Source organism: Myxococcota bacterium (assembly GCA_039030075.1).
Lineage (GTDB): Bacteria > Myxococcota_A > UBA9160 > UBA9160 > SMWR01 > JAHEJV01.
Window position 1 is genome coordinate 1 of the sequence record JBCCEW010000044.1, and the last position, 18,754, is coordinate 18,754.

At 70.2% G+C, this 18,754-nt stretch carries 18 protein-coding genes; 4 read left to right on the forward strand and 14 right to left on the reverse strand.

What is annotated here, in order from left to right:
- The first annotated feature begins 154 nt into the window (after window positions 1-154).
- From AAF430_26070 to AAF430_26085, 4 genes are all read left to right on the forward strand, one after another.
- Window positions 155-1,561 carry a carotenoid oxygenase family protein gene (locus AAF430_26070; protein MEM7413724.1) on the forward strand — a complete coding sequence of 469 codons (1,407 nt, stop codon included), beginning with the start codon at window positions 155-157 and terminating at the stop codon, window positions 1,559-1,561.
- 80 nt (window positions 1,562-1,641) lie between these two features.
- On the forward strand, window positions 1,642-2,703 hold the full coding sequence (locus AAF430_26075) for a cyclopropane-fatty-acyl-phospholipid synthase family protein (protein MEM7413725.1): 1,062 nt from the start codon (window positions 1,642-1,644) through the stop codon (window positions 2,701-2,703).
- Between the two features lie 92 nt (window positions 2,704-2,795).
- The gene (locus AAF430_26080; protein MEM7413726.1) at window positions 2,796-3,923 is read left to right on the forward strand and encodes a Gfo/Idh/MocA family oxidoreductase; all 1,128 of its coding nucleotides are present in this window, start codon (window positions 2,796-2,798) and stop codon (window positions 3,921-3,923) included.
- Window positions 3,924-3,939: 16 nt separating this feature from the next.
- Complete coding sequence (locus AAF430_26085) at window positions 3,940-4,326, forward strand: VOC family protein (protein MEM7413727.1); 387 nt, start codon at window positions 3,940-3,942, stop codon at window positions 4,324-4,326.
- A gap of 738 nt (window positions 4,327-5,064) precedes the next feature.
- Here AAF430_26085 and argC read toward each other — a convergent pair.
- The 14 genes from argC to AAF430_26155 form a co-directional block, all read right to left on the reverse strand.
- Window positions 5,065-6,096, reverse strand: a complete 1,032-nt coding sequence (argC, locus tag AAF430_26090) for an N-acetyl-gamma-glutamyl-phosphate reductase (GenBank protein MEM7413728.1) — start codon at window positions 6,094-6,096, stop codon at window positions 5,065-5,067.
- Window positions 6,097-6,374: 278 nt separating this feature from the next.
- Window positions 6,375-6,770, reverse strand: a complete 396-nt coding sequence (gene rpsI / locus AAF430_26095) for a 30S ribosomal protein S9 (GenBank protein MEM7413729.1) — start codon at window positions 6,768-6,770, stop codon at window positions 6,375-6,377.
- Window positions 6,763-7,215: a 50S ribosomal protein L13 gene (rplM, locus tag AAF430_26100; GenBank protein ID MEM7413730.1), complete on the reverse strand. Its 453-nt coding sequence runs from the start codon at window positions 7,213-7,215 to the stop codon at window positions 6,763-6,765. The genes rpsI and rplM overlap by 8 nt, the downstream gene beginning before the upstream one ends.
- A gap of 157 nt (window positions 7,216-7,372) precedes the next feature.
- Window positions 7,373-8,194, reverse strand: coding sequence for a tRNA pseudouridine(38-40) synthase TruA (truA, locus tag AAF430_26105; GenBank protein ID MEM7413731.1), 822 nt, complete (start codon window positions 8,192-8,194; stop codon window positions 7,373-7,375).
- Between the two features lie 7 nt (window positions 8,195-8,201).
- Window positions 8,202-9,212 (reverse strand): Asd/ArgC dimerization domain-containing protein, encoded by a 1,011-nt coding sequence (locus AAF430_26110; protein ID MEM7413732.1) that lies wholly within the window; start codon window positions 9,210-9,212, stop codon window positions 8,202-8,204.
- Window positions 9,212-10,291, reverse strand: a complete 1,080-nt coding sequence (gene leuB / locus AAF430_26115; GenBank protein ID MEM7413733.1) for a 3-isopropylmalate dehydrogenase — start codon at window positions 10,289-10,291, stop codon at window positions 9,212-9,214. The genes AAF430_26110 and leuB overlap by 1 nt, the downstream gene beginning before the upstream one ends.
- A 32-nt stretch (window positions 10,292-10,323) precedes the next feature.
- Complete coding sequence (locus tag AAF430_26120; GenBank protein MEM7413734.1) at window positions 10,324-11,868, reverse strand: 2-isopropylmalate synthase; 1,545 nt, start codon at window positions 11,866-11,868, stop codon at window positions 10,324-10,326.
- Between the two features lie 4 nt (window positions 11,869-11,872).
- Window positions 11,873-12,703 carry a CDP-diacylglycerol--serine O-phosphatidyltransferase gene (gene pssA, locus AAF430_26125; GenBank protein ID MEM7413735.1) on the reverse strand — a complete coding sequence of 277 codons (831 nt, stop codon included), beginning with the start codon at window positions 12,701-12,703 and terminating at the stop codon, window positions 11,873-11,875.
- Window positions 12,703-13,725, reverse strand: a complete 1,023-nt coding sequence (gene ilvC, locus AAF430_26130; GenBank protein MEM7413736.1) for a ketol-acid reductoisomerase — start codon at window positions 13,723-13,725, stop codon at window positions 12,703-12,705. The genes pssA and ilvC overlap by 1 nt, the downstream gene beginning before the upstream one ends.
- Window positions 13,726-14,066: 341 nt before the next feature.
- Complete coding sequence (gene tsaB / locus AAF430_26135) at window positions 14,067-14,786, reverse strand: tRNA (adenosine(37)-N6)-threonylcarbamoyltransferase complex dimerization subunit type 1 TsaB (GenBank protein MEM7413737.1); 720 nt, start codon at window positions 14,784-14,786, stop codon at window positions 14,067-14,069.
- Window positions 14,783-16,474, reverse strand: coding sequence for an RIP metalloprotease RseP (rseP, locus tag AAF430_26140; GenBank protein MEM7413738.1), 1,692 nt, complete (start codon window positions 16,472-16,474; stop codon window positions 14,783-14,785). Before rseP ends, tsaB begins: the two co-directional genes overlap by 4 nt.
- Window positions 16,471-17,646, reverse strand: coding sequence for a 1-deoxy-D-xylulose-5-phosphate reductoisomerase (locus AAF430_26145; GenBank protein MEM7413739.1), 1,176 nt, complete (start codon window positions 17,644-17,646; stop codon window positions 16,471-16,473). Before AAF430_26145 ends, rseP begins: the two co-directional genes overlap by 4 nt.
- 4 nt (window positions 17,647-17,650) lie before the next feature.
- Window positions 17,651-18,403 (reverse strand): isoprenyl transferase, encoded by a 753-nt coding sequence (locus AAF430_26150; GenBank protein ID MEM7413740.1) that lies wholly within the window; start codon window positions 18,401-18,403, stop codon window positions 17,651-17,653.
- Window positions 18,404-18,406: 3 nt separating this feature from the next.
- Window positions 18,407-18,754, reverse strand: a 348-nt coding sequence (locus AAF430_26155; GenBank protein MEM7413741.1) for a ribosome-recycling factor, incomplete at its 5' end; no start/stop codon positions are given.

Below are 18,754 nucleotides of genomic sequence, written 5' to 3' on the forward strand. Positions count from 1 at the left end.
AACGCCCCCACCGCCGCGGCCGTGCCCCACCCGCCCGGGGCCCGGCCCACGATTCCCTTCGCCGACCCACGGGGATCGGGTACGTTGGGGCGGTCCCAACGTCCGGAGCGACGCCCCGGAGCCACCCGTTCGCCACGCGCCCAAGGAGTCCCACATGGCCACCGCCGCGCAGTTCGCTTCGATCCTTCGCCCCCATTCCGTCGAGGCCGACAGCCCGATCACCCGCGTCGAGGGCGAGATCCCCCGCGAGCTCCACGGCACGCTCTACCGCAATGGCCCCAACCAGAAGACCGCGCCGGCATCCGGCATGGAGTCGCTCCACCTCTTCGACGGCGACGCGCTCGTCCACGCGATCCGCTTCGAGAACGGCCGGGCCCACCACCGGAGCCGCTACGCCCAGACCGCGAGCTACCTGCGCGAGCAGGCCGAGGGCCGCTACTGCCTGGGCGGTCTCAACGTACCGGCAGAGGGGCCCCTCGAAGAGCCGCCGCCCGGCCACCAGCCCAACACCAATGCGGTCTTCCACTCGGGTCGGCTGTTCGCGCTCGTCGAGAACATGCCGCCCTTCGAACTCGACCCCGAGAGCCTCGACTCGAAGGGTGTCTGGGACTACGACGGCAAGATGCTCGGGCTCAGCACCACGGCCCACCCGAAGATCGACGGCAAGACCGGCCAGATGTGGATCCACGGCTACCAGCCGGTGGCCCCCTTCATCCAACTCTACGTCGTCGAGCCCGACGGCAGCGTGTCGATGGCCGAGGCCCACGACGCGCCCTGGCCGAGCATGATGCACGACTTCGCGATCACCGAGAACTACGTGATCTTCCCGCTCGGCAGCCTGCACTTCGACCTCGAGCCGTTGGCCGCCGGCGGTCGCTTCAGCGACGCCGTGAAGGGCGTGGACCGGCCCATGCAGTTCGGCATCCGCAGCCGCGAGCCCGGCAGCGAAGTCCATTGGATCGAGGGGCCCTCCGCTGGGTACATGTTCCACCCGGGCAACGCCTACGAAGCCGACGGCAAGATCTTCATGGACGCCTGCACCTACGAGTCGCCCCAGGGCTTGATGGACGATCTGGACGTGGCGCGCCGCGGTGAAGGCGGCGAGGGCTTCACCGCGCGCCCCTACCTCTACGAGATCGATCTCGCGAAGGGCACCTGCAAGGAGACGAAGTTCTCGGAGAGCTCGGCCGAGTTCCCGCGCATCGACGATCGCCGCGTCGGCTACGAGAACCGCTGGGGCTACGCCGCGACCGCGGACCCCGCTCCCGGCACGGCCGGTCTGTTCCGACGCATCACGAAGTACGACCGCACCGGCGGCCCGTCGGTGCACCGCGAAGCCGTCGAAGGACGCTGGGTCGGCGAGCCGGTCTTCGTGCCGCGCACGCCCGATGCCGCCGAGGACGACGGGTTCGTGCTGTCGCTGGTCTTCGACGCGCGTGACGACGCGAGCGCGGTCGAGATCCTCGACGCCCGCAACCTCGATGGCGAGCCGCTGGCGCGAATCTGGACCGACGAGCGCATCCCGCTGGGCTTCCACGGCAACTGGGCCCCGGCGTCCTAGAACTGGGGCCCAGGCCTGCCAGGGCTGGACCCTGCCTTCGGAGACATCGCGGTTTCCCGGTGGCCCCCTAGGCTGGGCGGGTGTCGCTGGCCACCGCGCTGATCGACTGGGCCGAACGCGGGCGTTTCCCCGACGTGCTCGTCCGGGCGGGCGTGCGTCAGGTGATCGGAGAGCGGCGCCGCGAGATCGCTCGGCTCTCGGACACGGACCGCCGCGCGGAAACCGACGCGTTCCTGGCGTCGATGCGCACCGCGCCGATCGCCTTCGACACCGACCTGGCGAACCGCCAGCACTACGAGGTCCCCGCCCGTTTCTTCGAGCTCGTCCTCGGACCGCGCCTGAAGTACAGCTCGTGCTGGTTCGAAGGTCCGAGTGACACGCTCGCCCGCGCGGAAGATCGCATGCTCGCCCTCACCTGCGAGCGAGCAGGGCTCGAGGACGGCATGCAGGTGCTCGACCTGGGCTGCGGCTGGGGCTCGCTCTCCCTGTGGATCGCCGAGCACTTCCCGAATTGCCGCGTCCACGCGGTCTCGAACTCGGCCGTGCAGGCCGCCTTCATCCGAGACCGGGCGCACGAGCGCGGGCATGGCCAGCTCGCCGTCGAGACCTCTGACATGAACGTCTTCGAAGCGCCCGCTCGCTTCGAGCGGGTGCTGTCCGTCGAGATGTTCGAGCACATGCGGAACTGGGAGCAGCTGCTCGGGCGCATCGCGGGCTGGCTCGCCCCCAACGGGCAGGTCTTTTTGCACCACTTCTGTCATCGCCAGATCGCCTATCCCTACGAGGATGCGGGCGACAGCGACTGGATGGCGCGGAACTTCTTTACCGGCGGCATGATGCCCTCGGAACACCTGCTCGCGGACGTCGACAGCGCGCTGCACGTGGAAGAGCAGTGGTTCGTGCCGGGGCACCACTACCAGGCGACCAGCGAGGCCTGGCTCCGCAACCTCGACGCAGCGCGCGACGAGGTGCTCGCGCGCTTCTCCGAGGACCTGGACGAAGTCGAGGCACGCCGCGCCTTCGGCCGCTGGCGTCTCTTCTTCCTCGCGGTGGCCGAGTGCTTCGGCGTGGCCGGCGGCAACGAGTGGGGTGTCGTACACGCGCGCCTCGCGCCACCCGCCGCCGCGCCCGTCGCTGAATAGGCGTCGCCCCTGGCGTGCCGGCGGCGTAGAGTGGCCCTCCCGACGCCAACCCTCCCATGCCAGCCGGGGTGGGCGGACGGTCAGGAGGACCGATGAGCGACGCGACGACCGCAGCCGAGATCGAGACCGCGGGAAAGGGGCTCGGCGCCGTCGTCGTCGGCACCGGCTTCGGGTTCCTGACCCACATGCGAGCCCTGCGCGAGGCGGGCTACGAAGTGCACGCGCTGGTGGGACGCGACCCCGAGAAGACGCGGGCGCGTGCCGAACGCGGCGGGGTCCCCCACGGACTCACGGATCTCGACGCGGCGTTGGCACTGCCTGGTGTGGACGTCGTGACGATCGCGACGCCACCGCACACCCACGCCGAGATCGCACGCGCGGCCTGCGCTGCCGGGAAACACGTCGTGTGCGAGAAGCCGCTCGCCCGCGATGCGAACGAAGCCGAGGCGATGTGGCGCGCCGCCGAAGAGGCTGGCGTGCACCACGCGGTGGGTACCGAGTTTCGCTGGTCGACGCCCCAGGCCGTCGCCACGCGCGCGCTGCGGGCTGGACGGATCGGCGAACCGCGCCTCGCCACCTTCCTCTTGCACCAGGGCATGCTCGCCGACCCCAACGGCGAAGTGCCCTCCTGGTGGAGCGACGCCGGCGAAGGCGGGGGGTGGCTCGGGGCCTACGCGTCCCACGTGATCGATCAGGTCCGGCTCGGCTGCGGCGAGATCCGCGGCGTGTCGGCGTCGCTGCGCGTGACCTCGAAGCGCGATTGGAGCGCCGAGGACACCTACAGCATCCACTTCCGCACCGACCGCGGCTGCGAAGGCGTCATGCAGAGCACCGCGGGGGCCTGGGGCCCGGGTCTCGGGCTGACCCGCATCGCCGGCTCGGAAGGCACGCTCTGGATCGACGGCGCCGACGTGAAGGTGTCCGGCCCCTCCGGCGAGGAGACCCTCGACGTCCCGCTGGAGCTGGCTCTGCCCGCGCCGAAGCCGCCCGATCGCGACCTGCTGGTGACCAGCTACGACATGATGCACGCGATGGGCATCGACCTCGCGCCCTTCGCGCGGCTCTTCGCCCGGCTCGCCCACCGGATCCGCGGCAGTGATCCGGTCGAAGACCCGCCCTTCCCCACCTTCCTCGACGGCGCGCGCGTGATGGCCGTCCTCGACGCCATCCGCGCCTCCTCGCGCGAGGAGCGCTGGGTCGAGGTCAAACCGATCGGCTGAGGTGCGAGGCGATCCGATGCTCGACCACGTCTCCATTCCCGTAGCAGATCTCGAACGCGCCGCGCGCTTCTACGACGTCACGCTCGAGCCCCTCGGCCTGACGCGAACGAAGGAACGACCGAACGCGATCGGCTACGGACCCGCCGATCGACCGGCACCGTGTTTCTGGCTCTTGCGCGCCTCCTCAGCAGAACGCGCCCAACCGGGCGTCGGCCTTCACATCAGCTTCGAGGCACCCGACCGCACCAGCGTCGACGGGTTCTTCGACACCGCGGTGCGACACGGCGCGCGCAGTGCCGGCGCCCCCGGGCCGCGCCGCGAGTACACCCAGCCCTTCTACGGCGCCTTCGTCCTCGACCTCGACGGCTTCAAGGTCGAGGCAGTGTGCAGACGCGAGGGCTGAAGTCGAGTCAATGCCACTCAGGCTTCTGGCATAGTGGCGACGTGCGCTTCCGCCTCCTCCTCGCATGCGTCGTGATCTGCGCCACGGGCTGTGCGGGAGCTCCGCAGCACACCGCTGGCGGCGATTCGGCCTGCCTCGCAGACCATGCCCCGCCTCTGCATCTCGGAGCCTCCGTGCCCGTTTGCGAGGCAGCAGAGCAGTGCGTCGAGGAATGCAACCGCGGCGACGCCCACCACTGCTTGGCCGCGGGCTATGCCTACTACGAGGCGGGCGATTCCCGGTTCGCCCAAACCCTCTATCGACGTGCCTGCCTACTGGGACTGGCCAACGGATGCACCAACTACGGTGCCAATCTTTGGGTCCACGAACACACGGAAGGGGCAACCACCTGCGCGCGGAAGCTCTTCGCAGCCGCGTGCTCTGCCTCAGAGCATTTCGGATGCGGAATGATCGGTCGGGTCGACTTCGAACGCGCGGAGACCTCGGACGCCTACGCACGAGTCCGAAGGCAGCTCGAGGATACGTGCTCCGAGGTATCGGGTTTTTCGTGCCGGGTGCTCGCCAAACAGCTCGAAAGTGGGCGGCTCGGAACCTACGACCAGAACGCCATCTCCGATCTCTTGACGCGTGCGTGCGAGGGAGGCGACACGGGTGCGTGCGACGCCCCGCCGACCGCCGAGGAAACGTTCCGGTAGGTCGACTCGGAAGCGAGCGATCGGCGCCGGCCCGGGGCGAGATCTAGGGAAGCGCGCCGGTGTCGAGGAGTGCCGTGGTCTCGGGGAGGCCGCACATCAGATTGGCGCACTGGACGGCCTGGCCGCTGGCACCCTTCCCCAGGTTGTCGAGGGTCGCGAGCAGGATCCAGGTGTCGTTGCGATCGTCGGCGAAGAGCGCGACGTCGCAGAAGTTGGTGCCGCGCACGGCTTGCAGCGTCGGCGTCTCGCCCTCGGGCAACACACGCACGAAGGGCTCGTCGGCGTAGGCCGCCTCCAGCGCGACCCGCGCGTCCGCCACCGACCCCCGCGGCCGCACGTAGACGCTCGTGGCGATCCCGCGCGTCGTCGGCAGCAGGTGGGGCACGAAGGTGACGCGCACGTCGCCCCCGGCGACCGCACTCGCCTCCTGCTCGATCTCGGGCGCATGGCGGTGGGCGAAGCCCGGCTTGTAGGCGTGGCAGTTACCGTCGAGCTCAGCGAACAGGTAGCCGTCGGCGAGACTGCGACCCGCCCCGGACACGCCCGACTTCGAGTCGATGTGGATGCCCTGGGTTTCGACGAGGCCCGCCCCGAGCAGCGGTAGCAGCGGCAACAGCGCCGAGGTCGGGTAGCAACCCGGTGCGGCCGCGAGCGACGCGCCACTCAGCGCCTCGCGGTAGCGCTCGGGCAGCCCATAGACGGCTTCGCTCAGGGCGTCCGGTGCGGCGTGCTCGCCGTACCAGGTGCGATAGGTGTCGACGGAGCGCAGTCGGTAGTCGGCCGAGAGATCGACGACGCGGATCCCGGCGGCCCGCAGCGCGGACACCGTGGGCGCCGAGGCCGCGTGGGGGAGCGCTGTGAAGGCGAGCTCCACCCGGCCCGACAGGGCCTGGGGCTCGGCGTTCTCGAAGACGAGGTCGGTGCGACCGCGCAGAGCCGGGAAGGCGTCGCCCACCGGGCGGCCGGCGCGCTGCTCGGACGTGGCGGCGGCCACCTCGAACTCGGGATGGCGCAGCAGGATGCGCATCAGCTCGAGACCCGTGTATCCACTGGCTCCGACGACGGCGACCTTCATCCCTCACTCCTTCACTTCCAAATGTACCGGCCGAGGGCGCTCGCCGCCGACGGCACACCGGCGCGGCGCGGACCTTCCTCTGGCGAACTCGAGCGGAGCCGGCCACGGGCACAAGCAGGACCAAACCTCACATCGGTTCGGCGGCCGCTGCACGAGAGACCGCAACCCCCAGGCCGGCGAGCCATTCGCCGGAGGAAGGTCCGCGCCGAGCCATTCGCAGGACGAAGGCTCGCGTCGCGCGGCCTCCCTCCAGACAATCCCTCGCTGGGAAAGTCGGCCTAACGCTTCGAGAACTGGAAACGCGCGCGGGCGCCCTTCTGCCCGTACTTCTTGCGTTCCTTCTTGCGCGCATCGCGGGTCAGCAACCCGCGCTTCTTCAGCGCGCCGCGGTTCGCCTCATCGAGCTTCTCGAGCGCGCGGGCGATGCCGTGACGGAGCGCATCGGCCTGACCCGAAATGCCGCCGCCGTGAATGTTGGCGGAGATGTCGTAGCGGCCCATGCCGCCGACGGTCTCGAGCGGCTGGTGCACCACCATGCGCGAAGCTTCACGCGGGAAGTAGTCCTCGAGGGTGCGACCGTTGACCTGCATCTGGCCGGTACCGACCTGCAGACGCACGCGCGCGACCGACGTCTTGCGCTTTCCCGTGGCGACGAAGATCGTGGGCTCAGCCAATTTCGAGGACCTCCGGCTGCTGGGCCGCGTGCGGATGATCGGGCCCGATGTAGACCTTGAGCTTGCGGAACATCTGCCGACCCAGTGCGTTCTTCGGGAGCATGCCGCGCACGGCGCTGCGCACGACGCGATCGGCGTGCGGGCCGGCCAGCAGCTTGTCGGCGGTCACCTCACGCAGGTGTCCGACATAGCCCGTGTGGCGGTAGTACGTCTTCTGTTCGCGCTTGCGACCGGTGAGCTTCACCTTCTCTGCGTTCACGATGACGACGAAGTCGCCCGTGTCGACGTGGGGCGTGAAGATCGGCTTGTGCTTCCCGCGCAGCAGGATCGCCACCTGGGTGGCGAGACGGCCGAGCGTCGCACCGTCCGCGTCGATCACGTACCAGCGTCGCTCGACGTCGGCCGGGCGTGCGCTCTGGGTCGCTTGATGGGCCTGAGCCCCCATGGCGATGACTCCTGGTGCCGAGCCCGCAGGCTCGCTTCGAAAGAACTCGCGTCGGGTTCGCGGGCGGCGGGCCCGCTTCCGCGCGAGGGAAAAGAACGCACGGGCGCACCGGCGGTGCCCCGCGAGCGACATTGGATACGTCAGGGGCCGCCGCGGGTCAACCCGAGGCGCCCGGTTTTCCAGGGGAATCTCCCGCGTCGGCGGGTTCCGGGGGCAGCTTCGGGAGGCTCCGCGGGCCATAGGACACGCGCACGAGCGTGAGGCCGTGGGCGGGCGCCGTGGGTCCGGCCTGGCTGCGGTCACACGCGGCGAGCAGCGCGGGCATCCCCTCGGGGTTCCGCTTCCCTCCCGCGACCTCCAGCAGCGTCCCGACCAGGTTCCGGACCATGTGGCGAAGGAAGCCACTCCCCTCGAACCAGAGCGAGAGGACGCCACCCACCTCGCCGCCAATCTCGAGGCGCCGCAGCGTCCGCATGGTGGTGCTCACGTCCGAGCCGGCCGCCTGGAAACTGGCGAAGTCGTGGCTCCCGACCAGGTCCTGGGCCGCGCGGCGCAGCGCCGTCGCGTCCATCGGACGGAACCAGGCCAGGCTCCGCTGGCGCAGAAGCGGTGAGCGGACCGGCCCGTTCCAGAGGTCGTAGCGATAGAGCTTCCCCGTCGCATGGTGGCGGGCGTCGAACCCATCGGGCGCCAACGCCACCTCGCGCACCGCGAAGTCCGGCGGGAGCGCCGCGTTCAACGCCCGGGCCAGGACCGGCGGATCCAGGGCGGTGTCGACCCGCAGGCTCGCGACCTGCCCCTCCGCGTGGACCCCACTGTCGGTGCGGCCGGCGCCAGTCACCCGCACGGATTGCCCCGTCACCTTGGCGACGGCGGCCTCCAGGGTGTCCTGCAGCGTGCGAACGTCACCGGGTTGCGATTGCCAGCCGCGGAACTCGGTGCCGTCGTACTCCAGGGTGAGTCGGAAGGTGCGCTCCATGCCCCGCTCAGTGGGGGCGCGCCGGCGCCTCGGCTTCGAGCAACCCCGCCGCCAGCGCGATCGCGTTGTATGCGGCGAGACGCAGCAGGTCGGCCATCGCCCACAGGCGCAGGGCGTTCGGGGTGGCCGCGTCCGCATCCGGAGCACTCACGACGACCACCTCGCGCCCCGAGACCGCCCGCAGGTTCGGGCCTTCGCCGCCCCCTTCCCAGAGTTCGAGGCCACTCGCCTTCGCGAGCTGCTCGCGCGCGGCGGCCGCGTCGGGAGCCGAAGCGAACTCGACACAGAGGCTGCTCGCCTGACCGAGGAAGGTCGGCACCTGAATCCAGCGCGCGGAGACCTTCGGTGCGGGGGTGAGCTCACGGCCGATCACGTCGGACAGCAGCTGTTCCCGGTGGCGCCCCTGGGCGCCGGCATCGCCGCTGGTCGGATGACAGTCGAAGGCGAGCGGGCGTCCGATGCCCGCGTCCTCGGGAATCTCCTGCTGGTTGAAGAGCGCGAGCGACTCGAGCGAGAGCGCGTCGATGCCCGCGCGTCCGGACGCCGACGCCGCCTCGAGCACGGTGCCCGTCACCCGCACCAGCTCACCGACTCCCTCGAGCGCCTGGAGGACGGGAAGCCAGACCAGCGCGGCGTCGGCTGGCGCCGCGAGCAACGGCGCACGCTCGATCGCGCGACCGCTCGCCGCCCAGGCCAGCGGCACCTCGGCGTGTTCCGCGAACGCACCCGAGGCGTCGACGCAGGGCACTTCGGCGCGCAGCGCCGCCCTCACGATCTCGCCGCTCTCGGCGGCCGGCGCGCAGTTGATCACGAGATCGAGCCCGTGCAGCGCGGGCAGCTCGGTATCGACCGAGACGATCTCGTCCTGGAACTCGATGTCTTCGCCGAGCGACGCCTCGCCCGCCACCGTGATCAGCTGCCCGATCCGCAGCTGGGAGGCGTCGAGCACGCCGAGCACCTCGGTGCCGAGCGCTCCGGTCGCGCCGGTCACCGCGACGCGCAGTCCTCGCGTGGCCACTAGGCGCCGCCGAGTCGGGCCAACACGAGGTCGCCCATCGCCGTACACGACACCGGCGTTGCGCCGCTGTCGCCCACCAGATCGCCGGTGCGGTGGCCTTCGTCGAGCACCTGAGCCACGGCGCGGCGGATCTCCGCCGCCGCATCCGGCGCGTCCAGGGAGTGCTCGAGCAGCATCGCCGCGGACAAGATGGCGGCGAGCGGGTTCGCCTTGTCCTCGCCCGCGATGTCGGGGGCCGACCCATGCACCGGCTCGTAGAGACCGAGTCCGCCTTCACCGAGGCTGGCGGAGGGCAGCATGCCGAGCGAGCCGGTGATCATCGCTGCCTCGTCCGAGAGGATGTCGCCGAAGAGGTTCCCGGTGACGACGACGTCGTACTGGGCGGGCTCGCGCAGCAGCAGCATCGCCATCGAGTCCACCAGCTGGTGGTTCAGAGTGACGTCCGGGTAGTCCTTGGCCACTTCCTCGACGACCTGCATCCAGAGCTGGGACACCTCGAGCACGTTCGCTTTGTGCACGTGGGTGACTTCGCGGCGGCGGCGTTGGGCCGACTCGAAGGCCACGCGCGCGATGCGCGCGATCTCGATCTCGTCGTAGACCATCGTATTCCGCGCTTCGCGGTGCCCGTCGACGATCGCCTGCCCGCGCGGCTCGCCGAAGTAGATGCCGCCGGTGAGCTCGCGAATCACCAGGAGATCGATGCCCTCGACCACCTCGGGCCGCAGCGACGACGCATCGGCCAGCGCGGGGAACACCTGGGCCGGTCGCAGATTCGCGAACAGGCCGAGCTCCTTGCGAATGCGCAGGAGGCCCCGCTCCGGGCGCGTGTCGACGGGCATCGCGTCCCACTTCGGTCCGCCGACGGCGCCGAGCAGCACCGCGCGTGACGCGCGGGCCTTCTCGAGTGACTCGTCTCCCAAGGGGGTTCCGAGCGCGTCGATCGAGGCGCCCCCGATCAGCCCTTCCTCGAAGGAGAGCTGCCGGCCAGCACCGTCCGCCGCGGCTTCGAGGACCCGACGGGCCTCACGGGTCACTTCGGGGCCGATGCCGTCCCCGGGAAGAATCAGAATCCGGTCCAATCCGTACCTTTCCTGCGGCGCGACGCGCCGCGCTAGATGCCCTTGGGTTCGCCGACGCCGCGGCGCCGCTTGTGCCACTCGAGCTTGTTCAACGCGTGGACGTAGGCTTTGGCGCTCGCCACGATGATGTCGGGGTGAGCACCGTTGCCGATCACCTTGCGGCCGTCTTCCTGCACGGTGACCGATACCTCGCCGAGGGCGTCCATGCCGCCGGTGATGCCGTTCACGTGGAAGCGTTCCAATTCGCTCTTGGTTTCCGTGATCTCGGCGATCGCCTTGAAGACGGCGTCGACCGGCCCGATCCCCAGCGCCGTCGCCTTCTGGACCTCGCCGTCGACTTCCATCGCGACGGTCGCGGTGGGCTTCGCAAACGTGCCCGAGAGCACGCTCACCTCCTTCACCGAGAAGCGCTCGTCGGTCTGGACGACGGCGTCCGAGGCGATCGCCTCGAGATCCTCGTTGAAGATCGTCTTCTTTGCGTCGGCCAGATCCTTGAAGCGCCGGAACGCCTCCTGGAAGGCGTCGCCATCGAGTTCGAAGCCCAGCTCGCCCAGCCGCTCGCGGAAGGCGTGTCGGCCCGAGTGCTTCCCGAGGACGAGCTCGTTCGAGGACCGCCCGATCGACTGGGGCGTCATGATCTCGTAGGTGATGGCCGCCTTGAGGACGCCGTCCTGGTGGATCCCGGCCTCGTGGGCGAAGGCGTTGTCGCCGACGATCGCCTTGTTCGGCTGAACGCTCACGCCGATCGTCGACGCCAGCAGCCGGCTCGACGGATAGATCTCGGTGGCGACGATCTCGGTGTCGAGGCCCTCGAAGACGTCGGGGCGGGTCTTCATCGCCATCACGACTTCTTCGAGCGAGGTGTTGCCCGCGCGCTCCCCGATGCCGTTCACCGTACATTCGATCTGGCGGGCGCCCGCCCGTACGGCGGCGAGGCTGTTCGAGACCGCGAGCCCGAGGTCGTTGTGACAGTGCACCGAGAAGACCGTGTCCCCGGGCGGCGCGACGTGCTCGCGTAGATGGTGGATCAGCGCCGCGTATTCCTCGGGCTGGGTGTAGCCGACCGTGTCCGGCACGTTCAGCGTGCGCGCACCGGCGGCGACGGCGACGCGGAAGACCTCGACCAGGTACTCCCAGTCGCTGCGGGTGGCGTCTTCGGCCGAGAACTCGACGTCGTCGCAGTAGCCCTTCGCCTGGCGCACGGCGCGATCGACCTCGGCGAGGACCTCTTCGCGGTTCATGCGCAGCTTGTGCTCGAGGTGGATGTCGCTGGTGGCGATGAAGGTGTGGATCCGCGGCCGGGCGGCCCCCTCGAGGGCCTCGCCGGCCCGGGCGACGTCTTCGACCCCGGTACGCGCGAGCCCGCAGATCGACGTGCCGCGCACCGCTTCGGCGACCGCGCGCACGCTCTCGAAGTCGCCCTCGCTGGCGATCGGGAACCCCGCCTCGATCACGTCGACGCCGAGCCGCTCGAGCTGCCGGGCGATCGCCAGCTTCTCGTGGAGGTTCATGCTGCATCCCGGCGACTGCTCGCCGTCGCGCAGCGTGGTGTCGAAGATACGAACCAGCTCGCTCATGGGATCATCCTCTCGGAGGCTCGGGCTCCATCGGAGGGGGAAGCTCTTCCAGCGACGCGCCGGTGGTGCGGCGCCAGACCCAGTCGACGGGCCCGGAGAACACGTAGGCCACGCCGATCGCGAAGAGCGTCACGGCAGGCTCCTGGATCACCAGCAAGAGTGCGATCACCACCAAGACCAGCGTGCCGTAGGAATGGCGCAGGTCGAGTTCCTTGCCGCTCCGGTACGGGATCGGGCTCACCATCAAGAGCCCGAGACCGACCACGCCGAGGCCGACACTCCACGCGGGAACGCTGAACTCGATGCCATTGGTGCGCAGGAAGGTCGCGAACCACTGGGTGGCCGCGACCATGCATGCCGCCGACGGGCTCGGCATGCCCTCGAAGCGCCCCTTGTAGCGAGCGGGGGTCACGTTGAAGCGGGCCAGGCGCAGTGCCGCGCACACCGTGAAGGTGAAGGCCATCACCCAGCCCGGGCGCCCCAGCTCTTGCAGGTTTCCCGCCGCGAAGGCCAGCATCGCCGGCGCCACGCCAAAGGACACGGTGTCGGCGATGGAGTCGTACTCCATGCCGAACTTGCTCGACGCGTTGGCCAGGCGCGCCACCCGACCATCGATGCCGTCGGCGATCGCCGCCAGCACGATGCCCCCCGCAGCCAGGTCGTGGCGGCCGGCAAAGGACTGCACGATCGCGAAGAACCCGAAGCCCAGGTTCGCGGTCGTGATCAGGTGCGGCAGCAGATAGAGCCCGCGGGCGCGCCCTTCTCCCTTTCGGCGGCGCCTGCGGCGACGCACGCGTCGGCCCGAGGCCGGCTCGAGAGTCTGCTCGGGGTCCATCAGTTCTTCGATCGGTCGACCAGCCGCTTCTCTTTGAGCCAGGGCATCAGCTCGCGGAGCCGGGCGCCGACCTCCTCCATCGGGTGCCCCTCGCCCTGCCGCCGCAACGCGGCGAACTGCAGGCCACCCGACTGGTTCTCCAGCATGAACTCACGGGCAAAGGCGCCGGTCTGGATTTCCTTGAGGATCTCCTTCATGCGCGCCTTCGTGTCTTCGTCGACCACGCGCGGGCCGCGGGTCACGTCGCCGTACTCGGCGGTGTTCGACACCGAGTAACGCATGTTCGCGACGCCGCCTTCGTAGATCAGATCGACGATCAGCTTCACTTCGTGAATGGTCTCGAAGTAGGCCATCTCGGGGGCGTAGCCCGCTTCGACGAGGGTTTCGTAGCCCGCCGTCATCAGCGCAACGAGACCACCGCAGAGCACGGCCTGCTCACCGAAGAGATCCGTCTCCGTCTCTTCGCGGAAGTTCGTCTCGATGATCCCGGCGCGCCCGGCGCCGATGCCCGAGGCATAGGCCAGCGCGATCTGGAGCGTGTCGCCCGAGGGATCCTGGTGGACGGCGACCAGCGACGGGACGCCGCGGCCCTCTTCGTAGTTCGCGCGCACGGTGTGGCCCGGCCCCTTCGGCGCGCACATGAACACGTTCACGCCTTCGGGCGGACGGATCACGCCGAAGTGGATGTTGAAGCCGTGAGCCACGGCGAGGTAGTTGCCGGGCTGCAGATTGGGCTCGACGTGCTCGCGGTACACCGCGCCGGTGGTCTCGTCGGGGAGCGTCATCATGATGACGTCGGCCGCGGCGGCCGCCTCGGCAACGTCGAGCACGCGCAGCCCCGCGCCCTCGGCCTTCGCGCACGAGGGTGAATCCTTCCGGAGCCCCACGACGACATCGACACCCGAGCCCTTGAGGTTCTGTGCGTGGGCGTGTCCCTGGCTGCCGTAGCCGAGGATCGCGACCGTCTTGCCGTCGAGTCGGCCGAGGTCCGCGTCCTTGTCGTAGTAGATCTTGAGTGCCATCGAGGTCGTCTTCCTGGTTGGCGGGAGCCCGCGGCACGCGGCCGCGCGGCGCCCGGTCTTGTCGGGGGGTTGGAGTCGGGGGTCGAAGCTGTCAGGCGTGCTCGCCGCGCCGCCTTGCGCCGGGCCCCGGTGGTGGGAGGGGTGCGGGTCCGAGGATCCCGCCGGCTCGACCGACCCCGATCCGCGTCCACGGGCGCCTCGAGGCGTCCACCGCGGGCTGCGAAGCCTGCCGAACCACCGGAATTCGTCAGGTTACGAGAGGGGTTGGGGGGTGTCAAAGCAGCCGGAAGAGGCCCACTGCGCCGGCCCGAGCGAGCGCCGGTGGCTCGGGAACGGGGGGCTCACAGCCAGTCCGGAAACCCCGCTCCCGCCTCGAACCGATCGCCGGTTCGCTTCACCTCGGCCTCCGCCCTTCGGACGTAGCGCGGCACCAGTGCCGCGGCCGGCACGCTGGCGCCTGCGGCGGCCCCGCGCGCGCCGAGCGCGGCCAGGGCAGCGACGACGCTGCCGGGCTCCCACGGCACGAGCGGGAGGTCGGGACGCCGCTCGCCCAGGAGCGGCGCGCAGACCCCGACGCCCTCCCCCACCACGGCCGCTCCACGAGGCAGCTGCTCGGCGAGCGCGGCGATCGGGATCACGCCTTCGGGCAGCCAGTCGGCCGGGCGCCCCGCCTCGAACCCTGCTGTGTACACCTCGTCGCGGCGCGCATCGAGGACGGCGGCGCAGGTTTCGCGCGGGGCGGCTGCGTGGGCCAGCGCGGCCAGCGTCGGCACCGGGATCACCGGCGTCTGCTGGGTGAAGGCGAGCCCCTTCACCGTGGCGAGACCGATCCGCAGGCCGGTGAACGATCCGGGGCCGATCGACACCGCGAAAGCCGACAGCGCATCGAGGCTCCGCCCCGTGCGCGCGAGGACGGCATCGATCGCCGGTACGAGCACCTCGGCGGCAGGCTGCCCCGGCGCCACCAGCTCCTGGTCCGTGACCGCGCCGTTCTCCCAGAGCGCGACGCTCGCCTGCTCCGTGGCGGTCTCGACCGCCAACAGGGGACCGTCCGCCGTCACGCCCCCGAGAGCCAGTCGATCAGGCGCGTCCACTGGCGCGTCAGATCGTTCCAGAACGCCAGCCCCATCAGGAGCATCAGCATCGTGAAGCCGACCTGCTGGGCGATCTCGCGGGTGCGGATCGAGAGCGGTGCGCGCAGGATGCCCTCCAACGCGAAGATCACGGCCTGCCCGCCGTCGAGAATCGGAATCGGCAGCAGGTTGAGGATCCCGAGGTTGATGCTGATCAGCACCATGATCGAGAGGTAGGTCTCCCAGCCCCGCTCGAAGGCGTTGCCGGCGATCTCGGCGATGCCGATCGGGCCCGCCAGCTGCTTCCGAGACACCTCGCCGGTGACGAGCTTGCCGAGCCCCTGCAGGAAGGTCTGGGTGACCTCGACCGTCATGCCGACGGCCCGCGGCAGCGCGACCCAGGGGCGCAGTTCCTGGTCGACGCCCAGGGCGCCGACGAGGCTCGCGCGCTCGGCGCTGATGCCCACCAGGTAGCGCGGCTCCTCGATGCCCATGCCGGCGTCGAAGTTCTGGAGGCGCGGCGTGACGTCGATCGCGAGCAGCTCGCCTGCGCGTGCGATTTGCAGGGTCAGCGACTCGCCGCCACTGGTGCGCACCGAATCGGCGAAGGCGCTGAAGCTGCCGACCGGCTCCCCGTCCACCGAGAGGATCAGATCGCGCGGCTGGAGGCCGGCCTCGGACGCCGCCGAGTCGGGGGACACGGTGCTGATCAGCACGTTCGCGGGCTGCACGCCGAGGGCGGCGGGGCTGCCCAGGGCTGGCACCGTCACCTCGCGGTGGGTCGCTTCCTCGCCCTCGCCCATCCGCAGACGGAACGCGGTGGTGGTCCCGGCTGGTACGGCCGCATAGGCCGCCGCGAACGCGGACCAGTCTTCCACTTCGGTCGCGCCCACCGCTTCGACGACCTCGCCCGAGCGCAGACCGGCCACGGCCGCGGGGACCGTGGTCTCGGTGATCCCGAGCAGCGCCGCGCGACGTCGGTGGTCGATGCCGGCCCAGCCGAGCTGGACGACCTGACCGAAGGGGTCGACGCCAGCGCGCTCGCCGACGCTGAGCTGGGTCGAGGCCGGCGCGCCGTCGCGCTCGTACGCGACGGTGACTTCCCGGCCGGCGCGGCCGCGCAGGGTGTCTTCGAGGTCGCCCCACCAGGGAACCGCCACCTCGGCCACCTGGGTGATGCGGTCGCCTGCCTGCAGGCCCGCCTCGGCCGCCGGTGAACCGGGCTCGATGCTGCCCACCACCGCTTCGGGCCGCGGCATCCCGACGGCCAGGGTGCCCATGAACACGACCACGGGCAGGATCAGATTGGCGATCGGGCCGGCGAAGACGATCAGGAGCTTCTGCCAGGTGTTCTTCTCGGGGAGGGACTCGCCCGGATTCGCCTGGATCTGGGCGCGGACCTCGGGATCCTCGATCTCGTCGATGTTCTCGCCGAGCATCTTCACGTAGCCGCCGAGCGGCAACCAACCCACGACGTACTCGGTGTCGCCGCGCGTCCACGCGAGGCGACGGTTGCCGAAGCCGATGGGCTTCCCGAAGCCGATCGAGAACTTCAGGACCCGGACGCCACACCAGCGGGCCGCGAGGAAGTGGCCGAGTTCGTGCACGAACACGAGCACGGTCAACAGCAGCACGAAGGCGAAGGCCGTCGTCAGGAACGAAACCAGTGCGCTCACCCCAACCCCCCGGCCGCCAGGGACTCCCGAGCACGAGCCCGCGCCCAGTCGTCGGCAGCCATCACATCGTCGAGATCGCGCAGGGTCCCCGGCCCTCCCTGCGCCGCGAAGGCGTCGAGCACCGCGCCGTTCGTGGCGGCGATGCGCGGGAACGCGAGCCCGCCGCCGAGGAACGCCTCGACCACGACCTCGTTGGACGCGTTGAGCACCGCGGGCGCGGCCTCGGCCGCGCTCAGCGCATCGAAGGCGTGGGCGAGACACGGGAACCGCTTCGTATCGGGCGTCTCGAAATCGAGCCGCGCGATCGCGGCGAGGTCGAGCCGGGGCAGATCCAGCTCGAGTCGCTGGGGATGGGCCAACGCGACTGCAATCGGCACGCGCATATCCGGTAAGCCTAACTGGGCCATGACGGATGTGTCGTGGAACTCCACCAGCGAGTGCACGATCGACTGGGGGTGCACCACGACGTCGACGCGCTCCGGCGGCACGTCGAAGAGCCAGCGGGCCTCGATCACCTCGAGCCCCTTGTTCATCAGGGTCGCCGAGTCGATCGTGATCTTCGGCCCCATGTCCCAGTTCGGGTGGTTGAGTGCCTCGGCCACCGTCGCCTGGGCGATGCGACCGGCTTCCCACGTGCGAAAGGGCCCGCCCGACGCGGTGAGGATCAGCTTGTGGATCGTGGCCGGGTCTTCGCCGGCGAGCGCCTGGAAGATCGCGCTGTGCTCGCTGTCGACCGGCAGGAGCGCGACCTTGCGCGCCGCGACTTCGCGGCGGACCAGCGCGCCGGCCATCACCATCACTTCCTTGTTCGCGAGGGCGACGTCGCGACCCGCGCGGATCGCAGCCAGCGTGGGCGCGAGCCCGACGGCGCCCACGAGCGCCGCCACCACGAGGTCGGCCTCGAACTCGGCGACGGCCACCAGGCCTTCCGGGCCCGAGGCGATCTCTCCGTCCCAGTCGGAGCCGAGTCGCTCACGCAGCTCGCGGGCGCCCTCGGCGTCCGCGACCGACACCAGGCGCGGTCGGAACTGACGCACCTGCGCGGCCAACTTCTCGACGCGTCGGCCGGCCGCGAGTGCGGTCACGGCGTAGCGATCCGGGTGGGCGGCGGCGACGGCCAGGGTCTGCTCACCGACGCTTCCGGTGCTCCCGAGCACAGCCAGGCGCTTCACGCCGCTAGCCCTCGCCTTCGCTCGGAAGCTGGGCGCTGATCAGACCGAATCGGCGCTCTCGCCCCGCGTAGTCGTGGATCGCTTCGTGCAGGTGCTCGGCGCGGAAGTCCGGCCACATGAGGTCGGTTACGTAGAGTTCGGAGTAGGCGACCTGCCACAAGAGGAAGTTCGAGATCCGCGACTCGGAGCCCGTTCGGATCAGGAGATCCGGGTCGGGGAGCTCGGGATCGTAGAGGTAGGAGGCGAAGGTCTTCTCGTCGAGGGCCTCCGCGTCGACCTTGCCGAGCTCGGCGTCGCGCATCAGCCGGCGCGCAGCGTCGACGATCTCGGCGCGCCCGCCGTAGGAGAGCGCGAACACGAGCTTCAGCGAGCCGTTGTCCCGCGTCTGCTGAACGGCGTGCTCGACCCGGCGTCGCGTGTTCGGGGGCAGGCGATCGAGCCGCCCGATGGCGCGCACCTGCACGTCGTTCGCCATCACCTCGGGGAGCTGTTCGTCGAGGTAGCGCTCGGCGAGCCGCATCAGCTCGGTGACTTCCGACTGGGGGCGGTTCCAGTTCTCGATCGAGAAGGCGTAGAGAGTGAGGACCTCGATCCCCATCTCGCTGGCCGCGCGAACCACGGCCGACACGGATTCCTTGCCGGCGCGGTGCCCCTCCACACGGGTGAGGCCGCGACGTTCGGCCCAGCGCCCGTTGCCATCCATGATGATGGCGACGTGGCGGGGCAGCCGTTGTTTGGGAAGCTCCTCGATCGCCATCGCCTAGACCTGGAGGATCTCCTCCTCCTTCTGCGCCTTCATCTCGTCGATCTTCTGGACGTGTTCGTCGGTCATCGCCTGGATCTTCTTCTCTTCGCGCCGCTTGTCGTCGGCCGGCAGCCCCCCGTCGGATTCGAGATCCTTGAGCAGCGAAAGCGCGTCGCGACGCCCTTCGCGCACGCCGACCTTGTGATCTTCGGCGAGCCGATGAACGTGCTTCACCAGCTCCTTGCGCCGTTCTTCGGTGAGCGGCGGGATCGGGATCCGGACCACCTTGCCGTCGTTGCTCGGCGTGAGACCCAGGTCCGAGGTCTGGATCGCCTTCTCGATCGCCGGCATCGCGCCCTTGTC

Coding starts and splice junctions, on each gene's coding strand:
- AAF430_26070 (MEM7413724.1), top strand. CDS start 155: ATGGCCACCGCCGCGCAGTTCGCTTCGATCCTTCGCCCCCATTCCGTC.
- AAF430_26080 (MEM7413726.1), top strand. CDS start 2,796: ATGAGCGACGCGACGACCGCAGCCGAGATCGAGACCGCGGGAAAGGGG.
- AAF430_26085 (MEM7413727.1), top strand. CDS start 3,940: ATGCTCGACCACGTCTCCATTCCCGTAGCAGATCTCGAACGCGCCGCG.
- argC (MEM7413728.1), bottom strand. CDS start 6,096: ATGAAGGTCGCCGTCGTCGGAGCCAGTGGATACACGGGTCTCGAGCTG.
- rplM (MEM7413730.1), bottom strand. CDS start 7,215: ATGGGGGCTCAGGCCCATCAAGCGACCCAGAGCGCACGCCCGGCCGAC.
- truA (MEM7413731.1), bottom strand. CDS start 8,194: ATGGAGCGCACCTTCCGACTCACCCTGGAGTACGACGGCACCGAGTTC.
- AAF430_26120 (MEM7413734.1), bottom strand. CDS start 11,868: ATGAGCGAGCTGGTTCGTATCTTCGACACCACGCTGCGCGACGGCGAG.
- pssA (MEM7413735.1), bottom strand. CDS start 12,703: ATGGACCCCGAGCAGACTCTCGAGCCGGCCTCGGGCCGACGCGTGCGT.
- ilvC (MEM7413736.1), bottom strand. CDS start 13,725: ATGGCACTCAAGATCTACTACGACAAGGACGCGGACCTCGGCCGACTC.
- AAF430_26150 (MEM7413740.1), bottom strand. CDS start 18,403: ATGGCGATCGAGGAGCTTCCCAAACAACGGCTGCCCCGCCACGTCGCC.